Origin of the sequence: Pseudomonas sp. Pseusp97, from assembly GCF_047304025.1 — a bacterium.
Classification (GTDB): domain Bacteria; phylum Pseudomonadota; class Gammaproteobacteria; order Pseudomonadales; family Pseudomonadaceae; genus Pseudomonas.
Genome location: NZ_JBGLYK010000236.1, coordinates 1 through 8,269 on the forward strand (window position 1 = coordinate 1; position 8,269 = coordinate 8,269).

An 8,269-nucleotide genomic window follows, 5' to 3' on the forward strand; every position below is an offset into this window, starting at 1 on the left:
CAGCGAGGCGGCGCGCGGCATTGCCGCCTGGACTGCCGACCTGGTGCTGGCCGGCGGCACCGTTACTTACCATTCGGACGAGGCGGGGCAGTCGAAACTGTCCTGGCGCGACGCCCGGGATCAGGCCGCCAAGGGCCTGCGCTATGACGCGATCCTTGCCCGAGCTTTCCCGCGCACCAGCCTGAGCCGCTGGAGCAACCCGACTGCCGCCTGCCAGCCGCTGCCCGAGGCCGAGCGCTGGCTCAAGGCGCAGCGCCGCGAGTGGCGCCCGCGCCTGGACGGCGAGGCCGGCTATGAAGAGTTGCAGTCCTTCGCCGTGTGCCGGCTGAGCAGTGGTCGGCCCTACGTCGACCGCGAACGCCAGCGCATCTACGTGCGCGGCCTGTACTCCCAGCAGGACCGCCTCGACCTGGCTCACGAATACCTGCACCTGGCCTTCCAGGCGCACCCCAATGGACAAGACGAGGGCTACGTGGAAAGCCTGGCCCGTCGCCTGATACTGGAATGATCAGCATGAAATTCGCCCACGCGCTCCGCCTGTCCCTGCTCGCCAGCCTGATCCCGCTGGGCGCGCAGGCCGCCGAATCGCCGATCAGCCTGGATACCCCGCTGGGCGGCTGGCGCTCGGGCGATGGCGACAAGGCCGACTTCCGGCAGACGGTGAACTACCCGGCGTCCTCGGTGAATTCGCGGGAGGACCAGTCCGATACCGCGCGCATCCGTGGCGAGATCCGTGGCCTGCCCAAGGACAGCAAGGAGCCGGCGCGCCTGGTGGTCAACGGCGTGGCCATGCCGATGCGCGTCGAAGGCGACGGCAAGTTCGACCGCCCGTTCGCCTTTCCTGCGGGCTCCAATAGCGTCGAGGTGATCAGCCCGGACGGCCAGAAACACAAGCGCGTGCAGTTCTACCACGGCGGTGGCGGCGGTGAAGTGGCGGCCAAGCTGCGGGTGCTGCTGTCCTGGGATTCGGACAATACCGACCTCGACCTGCACCTGGTGACGCCCGATGGTGGGCACGTCTGGTACGGCAACCGCTCACTGCCCAACGGCGCGGCCCAGGATGTCGACGTGACCACCGGCTACGGCCCGGAAATCATCGCCAGCCCGACTCCGCTCAAGGGCCAGTACCTGGTCTACGTGAACTACTACGGCGGCGGCTGGAGCTCGGATGAAAGCTCGGGCGACGTGAACGCAGCCAAGCCGCTGACCACGGCGCAGGTGACCATCGTCACGGAGGAAGGGACGGTGAACGAGAAGCAGGAGTCCTTCCTGATCCCGATGCGCCAGCCGGGTGAGCTGACGCTGGTGAAGCGGTTCAGTTACCCGTAAGGCCAGAATCGCTTTCGTAGGAGCGGACCCTGTCCGCGATGGCCTCCGGCGCGAGGCGAACCTTTCGCGGACAAGGCCCGCTCCTACAGGATCACGCCACGCTCGATTTGTAGGGCGCATAACGCGCCAGCGTTATCCGCCGTCGTGGCATTAGTGGATAACTCGTTCCGTGTCATCCACCCCGAATGCTGCTTCGGGTGAGGTTTTTCGCGCCGCTTCGGCGTGCGCGCGAACTTCTTGTTTCGCCCCCTCGGGCGACCTACTTTGGCAAACGACCCAAAGTAGGCAAAGGTCTCGCCCCTCCATCCGGCTTTTCGCTTCGCGAAAAGTACCCTCGGTTCTTCGGAGTTCCAGGGGCCCGCTGCGAAGGGCCGTCCCTGGCCCATCGCAGCTCTCGCGACATCCATGTCGCTCAACCCCTGAAACTCCGATCACCTTCGGCCTCCTGAAAGGGGCACTCTGGAGCGTGCGGGCATTTCACTGGAAGTCTTCAAGAGCCAGAGCCTAATGCGATTTTCGTAGGAGCGAGCTTGCTCGCGAACCGCTGCGCTGCGAACTCCCTTGTAGGAGCGGGCGATGCCCGCGAACAGCGCCAACAGGCGCTGTCAGATATCAAGCCTTCCGATCCGCCTGCCACGCGTCGATCACTTCCTGCGCCGCGCGGAAGGCGTCGATGGCCGCCGGGACGCCGGCATACACCGCGCAATGCAGCAGCGCTTCGCGAATCTCCTCCACCGTGCAGCCGTTGTTCAGCGCGCCGCGCACATGGCCTTTCAGCTCCTGCGGGCACTTGAGCGCAGTCAGCGCTGCCAGGGTGATCAGGCTGCGGGTCTTGAGGGGCAAGCCTTCGCGGTTCCACACGCCGCCCCAGGCGTGCTCGTTGACGAAGTCCTGCAACGGCTGGGTGAACTCGGTGGCGTTGCCCAGGGCGCGGTCGACGAAGGCGTCGCCCATCACTTCACGGCGCACCTGTTCGCCGGCCTTGCGGTTGTCGTTGCTCATTGCCGCTCCTTCAGAGTCCTTCCAGGCGCACCGGCGCGGTGCCGGAGCGCAGCATGTTGAGTTGTTCGGCGGCCGCCCTGGACAGATCGATGATCCGCCCACGGCCGAACGGCCCGCGGTCGTTGATGCGGACCACGACGCTGCGGCCGTTGTCGAGGTTGGTGACCTTCACCCGGGTGCCGAAGGGCAGGGTGCGATGCGCGGCGGTCAGGGCGTTCTGGTTGAAGCGCTCGCCGCTGGCGGTGCGCTTGCCGTGGTGCGCCTTGCCGTAATAGGACGCAGTGCCTTCGGCGCGGTAGCCGCGGCCGGAGACTTCCGAGTCGCTGTAGTAAGACGTGGTGCTGCAGCCGGCCAGCAGGGCCAGGCAGCCAACGAGGGCCAAGGGTCGCAGCATCGATCCTCCGGACGAAAAAACGCCGGGCAAGCCCGGCGTCATGAAGTTTGGGCTCAGGCTTCGAGCTTCTTCTTCAGCAGTTCGTTCACTTGTGCCGGGTTGGCCTTGCCCTTGGCGGCCTTCATGGCCTGGCCGACGAAGAAGCCGAACATCTTGCCGCGCTTGGCTTCGTCGCTGGCGCGGTACTGTTCGACCTGCTCGGCGTTGGCCGCCAGCACGTCGTCCAGCAGCTTCTCGACCGCACCCGAATCGGTGTTCTGCACCAGGTCCTTGGCCTTGATGATCTCGTCGGGCGAGCCTTCGCCTTCGGCCATGGCGGCGAACACGGTCTTGGCCGCCTTGCCGTTGATGGTGCCGTCCTTCAGGCGCAGGATCATCTCGCCCAGGTGCTGGGCGGATACCGGCGATTGCTCGATTTCCAGTCCGTCCTTGTTGAGCAGGCTGGACAGCTCGCCCATCACCCAGTTGGCCGCCAGCTTGGCGTCGCCGCAGATGGTCTGGACCTGTTCGAAGTAGTCGGCCATCTCGCGGCTGGCGGAGAGCACGCTGGCGTCGTAGGCCGACAGGCCGTACTGGCTTTCGAAGCGCTCGCGCTTCTGGTCCGGCAGCTCCGGCAGCTGGGCGCGCAGGTCGTCGAGGAAGGCGCGCTCGATCACCACCGGCAGCAGGTCCGGGCAGGGGAAGTAACGGTAGTCGTTGGCTTCCTCCTTGCTGCGCATGGAGCGCGTTTCGTTGGCTGCTACGTCATACAGGACGGTTTCCTGGACAATCTTGCGCCCGGATTCCAGCTCGTCGATCTGCCAGGCAATCTCGGTGTTGATGGCGCGTTCGATGAACTTGAACGAGTTGACGTTCTTGATCTCGCGGCGCGTGCCGAACTCGGCCTGGCCTTTGGGGCGCACCGATACGTTGCAGTCGCAACGTAGCGAACCCTCGGCCATGTTGCCGTCGCAGATGCCCAGGTAGCGCACCAGCGCATGGATCGCCTTGGCATAAGCCACGGCTTCCTTGGCGCTGCGCATTTCCGGCTCGGAGACGATCTCCAGCAGCGGAGTACCGGCGCGGTTCAGGTCGATGCCGCTCATGCCGTGGAAGTCTTCGTGCAGGCTCTTGCCGGCATCTTCTTCCAGGTGCGCGCGTGTGATGCCGACGCGCTTGACGGTGCCGTCTTCCAGGGTGATGTCCAGGAACCCCTTGCCGACGATGGGGTGGTCCATCTGGCTGGTCTGGTAGCCCTTGGGCAGGTCCGGGTAGAAGTAGTTCTTGCGCGCGAAGACGTTGCGCTCGGCGATCTCGGCGTTGATCGCCAGGCCGAACTGGCAGGCCATGCGCACGGCCTCCTGGTTCAGCACCGGCAGGGTGCCGGGCATGGCCAGGTCGACCAGGCTGGCCTGGGTGTTCGGGGCGGCGCCGAAGGTGGTGGCGCTACCGGAGAAGATCTTCGATTGGGTGGAGAGCTGTGCGTGGATTTCCAGCCCGATCACGGTTTCCCATTGCATGTGTGTCGTCCTCAGAATCCAGCCGGTGCTTGTTTGTGCCAGTCGGTCGCCAGTTGGTACTGGTGCGCGACGTTGAGCAGGCGGCCTTCCTGGAAGTACGGCGCGAGCAGCTGGACACCTACCGGCAGGCCGTCGACGAAGCCGGCGGGCATGGACAGGCCCGGGATGCCGGCGAGGTTGGCGGTGATGGTGTAGATGTCTTCCAGGTACTGGGCGACCGGGTCGTTGTTCTTCTCGCCCAGTTTCCAGGCCGGGTTCGGCGTGGTCGGGCCGAGGATCACGTCGACTTCGGCGAAGGCATTGGTGAAGTCGTTCTTGATCAGGCGACGAATCTTCTGAGCCTTCAGGTAATACGCGTCGTAGTAACCGGCGGAAAGCGCGTAGGTGCCGACCATGATGCGGTTCTTCACTTCAGCGCCGAAGCCTTCGGCGCGGGAGCGCTTGTACAGGTCCTGCAGGTCCTTCGGGTCCTTGCAGCGGTAGCCGTAGCGGACGCCATCGAAGCGCGACAGGTTGGAGCTGGCTTCTGCGGGGGCGATCACATAATAAGCGGGGATCGCGTGCTGCATGTTCGGCAGGGAGATTTCCTTGACCACTGCGCCGAGTTGCTTGAGCTGCTCGACCACTTTCATCACCGCGTCGGCGATGCGGCTGTCCAGGCCGGCGCCGAAGTATTCCTTCGGCAGGCCGATGCGCAGGCCGGTCAGCGGCTTGGCCAGGGCGGCGAGGTAGTCGTCCACCGGCTGGTCGACGCAGGTGGAATCCTTCGGATCGAAGCCGGCCATGGCGCCGAGCATCAGCGCGCAGTCCTCGGCGGTGCGGGCCAGCGGGCCGCCCTGATCGAGGCTGGAGGCGTAGGCGATCATGCCCCAGCGGGACACGCGGCCATAGGTGGGCTTGATGCCGGTGAGGTTGGTCAGCGCGGCCGGCTGGCGGATCGAGCCGCCGGTGTCGGTGCCGGTGGCGGCCGGAATCAGGCGCGCGGCCACGGCGGCAGCGGAACCGCCGGAGGAGCCGCCCGGTACGCGGGAGGTGTCCCAGGGGTTTTTCACCGGGCCGTAATGGCTGGATTCGTTGGCCGAGCCCATGGCGAACTCGTCCATGTTCAGCTTGCCCAGGGTCACGGTGCCGGCGTCGGCGAGGCGCTCGACGACGGTAGCGTCGTAGGGCGAGACGAAGGCGTCGAGGATCTTCGAACCGCAGCTGGTGCGCACGCCCTGGGTGCAGAACAGGTCCTTGTGGGCGATCGGCGCGCCCAGCAGGGCACCCGTCTCGCCTTTGGCGCGCCGCTCGTCGGCCGCCTTGGCCTGGGCCAGGGCGATTTCTTCGGTGACGGTGATGAAACTGTTCAGCTGCGGGTCGAGCTGCTGGATGCGCGCGAGCAGGGCAGTGGCCAGTTCCTGGGCGGAGAATTGCTTGTCGGCGAGTCCGCGGGCGACTTCGGCGAGGGTTAATTGATGCAGCATATGTCCGTGTCCTTAGCGCTTACTCGATGACTTTCGGGACGAGGTAAAGGCCGTCTTCCACGGCCGGCGCGATGGCCTGGTAGGCTTCGCGGCGGTTCTCCTCGGTGATTGCGTCGGCGCGCAGGCGCTGCGTGGCTTCCAGCGGGTGGGCCAGGGGCTCCACGCCGTCGGTATCGACCGCCTGCATGGCGTCGATCAGGCCGAGGATGTTGTTGAGAGTGTCGGTAGTGCGCGAAATGTCAGCTTCCTCCAGGCCCAGGCGGGCGAGGTGGGCGATCTTTTCCACGTCGGAGCGTTCAAGCGCCATCGGGGTCTCCAGCTAGAGCGGCCCGGTTCGAACTGGACCTGGCCGGAAGGAATGAGGGGGCAGGGAACAGAACCCGCGGCAGACGGTCGAAGGCCGCTGGGACGGGCCTGCAGGCCCGAAAAACGAGGAATCTAGCATAAATTGCCGCCTTGCCCAAAACCCCCGTCATTGTTAGAGTTTGCCGCACTTTTTTACCCGCGCATTTTTCACCCACGCTCCACCTACGGGTTTCTTTCCAATGTTCAAAAAACTGCGTGGCATGTTCTCCAGTGATCTGTCGATCGACCTGGGCACTGCCAATACCCTTATTTATGTGCGCGAGCGCGGCATCGTCCTGAACGAACCGTCCGTGGTCGCCATTCGTAGCCACGGCAGCCAGAAGAGCGTGGTAGCGGTCGGTACCGAAGCCAAACGCATGCTGGGCCGCACTCCGGGCAACATTGCCGCCATTCGTCCGATGAAGGACGGCGTGATCGCCGACTTCAGCGTCTGCGAGAAGATGCTGCAGTACTTCATCAACAAGGTGCACGAGAACAGCTTCCTGCAGCCCAGCCCGCGCGTGCTGATCTGCGTGCCGTGCAAGTCCACCCAGGTGGAACGCCGCGCCATCCGTGAATCGGCCCTGGGTGCCGGCGCACGCGAGGTGTACCTGATCGAAGAACCGATGGCAGCCGCCATCGGCGCCGGCCTGCCGGTGGAAGAGGCCCGTGGTTCCATGGTCGTCGACATCGGCGGCGGCACCACCGAGATCGCCCTGATCTCCCTCAACGGTGTGGTCTACGCCGAATCCGTCCGCGTTGGCGGCGATCGCTTCGACGAAGCCATCGTCACCTACGTGCGCCGCAACTACGGCAGCCTGATCGGCGAATCCACCGCCGAGCGCATCAAGCAGGAAATCGGCACCGCCTTCCCGGGCGGCGAAGTCCGCGAAGTCGACGTCCGTGGCCGCAACCTGGCCGAAGGCGTGCCGCGCAGCTTCACTCTGAACTCCAACGAAGTGCTCGAAGCGCTGCAGGAGTCCCTGGCGACCATCGTCCAGGCGGTCAAGAGCGCCCTGGAACAGTCCCCGCCGGAACTGGCTTCGGACATCGCCGAGCGCGGCCTGGTGCTGACCGGTGGCGGCGCGCTGCTGCGCGACCTGGACAAGCTGCTGGCGCAGGAAACCGGCCTGCCGGTGATCGTCGCCGAAGACCCGCTGACCTGCGTCGCCCGTGGCGGCGGCAAGGCGCTGGAGATGATGGACCGTCATTCGATGGACCTGCTTTCCACCGAATAAGGTGGAAGGTCCTGTAAAGGTCGGTTGACGTTTCGCCCGTGCTGGTGAAACTTCAACCGACCTTGCACAGCTAGGAGCCGGTCATCAAACCGATATTCTCCAAAGGGCCCTCGCTGGGTGCGCGCCTGCTGGTGCTCGCTGTCCTGTCGGTCGCCTTGATGGTGGTCGATGCCCGCTTCGATTATCTGAAACCGGTACGCAGCCAGCTGGGCCTCGTGCTGAGTCCCTTCTATGGTATCGCCGATATCCCCGTTCGCGCCTGGGAAGGGGTTCGCGACCAGTTCACCAGCCGCAGCGAGCTGCTGGCCGAGAACGAGCGCCTGAAGGCCGAGCAGCTGCTGATGCAGCGCCGCCTGCAGAAGCTGGCAACGCTTACCGAACAGAACGTACGCCTGCGCGAACTGCTCAACTCCTCCGCACTGGTCGATGACAAGGTGCTGGTGGGCGAGCTGATCGGCGTCGACCCGAACCCCTTCACCCAGCGCATCCTGATCGACAAGGGCGAGAAGGACGGCGTGTTCCAGGGCCAGCCTGTGCTCGACGCCAGTGGCCTGATGGGCCAGGTGGTCGAGGTCATGCCCTACACCGCGCGCGTGCTGCTGCTGACCGATACCACCCATAGCATTCCGGTGCAGGTGAACCGCAATGGCCTGCGCGCCATCGCCGTGGGCACCGGCAACCCGGAACGCCTGGAGCTGCGCTACGTCGCCGATACCGCCGATATCAAGGAAGGCGATCTGCTGGTCAGTTCCGGCCTCGGCCAGCGCTTTCCGGCCGGCTATCCGGTAGCGGTGGTGAAGGAAGTGCTGCACGACACCGGTGGGCCTTTCGCCACCATTCGCGCCGTACCGACCGCCAAGATGAACCGCAGCCGCTACGTGCTGCTGGTGTTCAGCGACAGCCGTACCCCCGAACAGCGCGCCACCGATGCCGCCGAAGCCCAGGCGGAGGCCGACCGCAAGGCCGCCGAGTCCGGCGCGCCGGCACAACCAGCAC

The 8,269-nt window shown here is 65.4% G+C and carries 9 protein-coding genes; 4 read left to right on the plus strand and 5 right to left on the minus strand.

What is annotated here, in order from left to right; genetic code table 11:
* Nucleotides 1–508: DUF2300 domain-containing protein (locus tag ACCC94_RS25395; RefSeq protein ID WP_413352392.1), on the plus strand; the 508-nt coding region annotated here is incomplete at its 5' end.
* 5 nt (nt 509–513) lie between these two features.
* Nucleotides 514–1,329 carry a YfaP family protein gene (locus ACCC94_RS25400; protein WP_413352393.1) on the plus strand — a complete coding sequence of 272 codons (816 nt, stop codon included), beginning with the start codon at nt 514–516 and terminating at the stop codon, nt 1,327–1,329.
* A gap of 612 nt (nt 1,330–1,941) precedes the next feature.
* Here the strand turns inward: ACCC94_RS25400 and ACCC94_RS25405 are convergent.
* From ACCC94_RS25405 to gatC, 5 genes are read right to left on the minus strand one after another with little or no spacing between them, the layout of a single operon-like run.
* Nucleotides 1,942–2,331 (minus strand): carboxymuconolactone decarboxylase family protein, encoded by a 390-nt coding sequence (locus ACCC94_RS25405; RefSeq protein WP_413352394.1) that lies wholly within the window; start codon nt 2,329–2,331, stop codon nt 1,942–1,944.
* A 10-nt stretch (nt 2,332–2,341) separates the two neighbouring features.
* Nucleotides 2,342–2,725, minus strand: a complete 384-nt coding sequence (locus tag ACCC94_RS25410) for a septal ring lytic transglycosylase RlpA family protein (protein WP_413352395.1) — start codon at nt 2,723–2,725, stop codon at nt 2,342–2,344.
* 53 nt (nt 2,726–2,778) lie between these two features.
* Nucleotides 2,779–4,224, minus strand: coding sequence for an Asp-tRNA(Asn)/Glu-tRNA(Gln) amidotransferase subunit GatB (gene gatB, locus ACCC94_RS25415; protein ID WP_413352396.1), 1,446 nt, complete (start codon nt 4,222–4,224; stop codon nt 2,779–2,781).
* 11 nt (nt 4,225–4,235) lie between these two features.
* Nucleotides 4,236–5,690, minus strand: a complete 1,455-nt coding sequence (gene gatA / locus ACCC94_RS25420) for an Asp-tRNA(Asn)/Glu-tRNA(Gln) amidotransferase subunit GatA (RefSeq protein ID WP_413352397.1) — start codon at nt 5,688–5,690, stop codon at nt 4,236–4,238.
* Between the two features lie 19 nt (nt 5,691–5,709).
* Nucleotides 5,710–5,997, minus strand: coding sequence for an Asp-tRNA(Asn)/Glu-tRNA(Gln) amidotransferase subunit GatC (gene gatC / locus ACCC94_RS25425; protein WP_413352398.1), 288 nt, complete (start codon nt 5,995–5,997; stop codon nt 5,710–5,712).
* A gap of 238 nt (nt 5,998–6,235) precedes the next feature.
* Between gatC and mreB the strand changes: the two genes are divergently transcribed.
* On the plus strand, nt 6,236–7,273 hold the full coding sequence (gene mreB / locus ACCC94_RS25430) for a rod shape-determining protein MreB (RefSeq protein WP_017518164.1): 1,038 nt from the start codon (nt 6,236–6,238) through the stop codon (nt 7,271–7,273).
* A 131-nt stretch (nt 7,274–7,404) separates the two neighbouring features.
* On the plus strand, nt 7,405–8,269 hold an 865-nt coding region (mreC, locus tag ACCC94_RS25435), incomplete at its 3' end, for a rod shape-determining protein MreC (RefSeq protein ID WP_413352399.1).

Bases quoted from the DNA above. Each gene is read 5' to 3' on its own strand.
- gatC (WP_413352398.1), bottom strand. From the start codon at position 5,997: ATGGCGCTTGAACGCTCCGACGTGGAAAAGATCGCCCACCTCGCCCGC.
- ACCC94_RS25405 (WP_413352394.1), bottom strand. From the start codon at position 2,331: ATGAGCAACGACAACCGCAAGGCCGGCGAACAGGTGCGCCGTGAAGTG.
- mreB (WP_017518164.1), top strand. From the start codon at position 6,236: ATGTTCAAAAAACTGCGTGGCATGTTCTCCAGTGATCTGTCGATCGAC.
- gatA (WP_413352397.1), bottom strand. From the start codon at position 5,690: ATGCTGCATCAATTAACCCTCGCCGAAGTCGCCCGCGGACTCGCCGAC.
- ACCC94_RS25400 (WP_413352393.1), top strand. From the start codon at position 514: ATGAAATTCGCCCACGCGCTCCGCCTGTCCCTGCTCGCCAGCCTGATC.
- ACCC94_RS25410 (WP_413352395.1), bottom strand. From the start codon at position 2,725: ATGCTGCGACCCTTGGCCCTCGTTGGCTGCCTGGCCCTGCTGGCCGGC.
- gatB (WP_413352396.1), bottom strand. From the start codon at position 4,224: ATGCAATGGGAAACCGTGATCGGGCTGGAAATCCACGCACAGCTCTCC.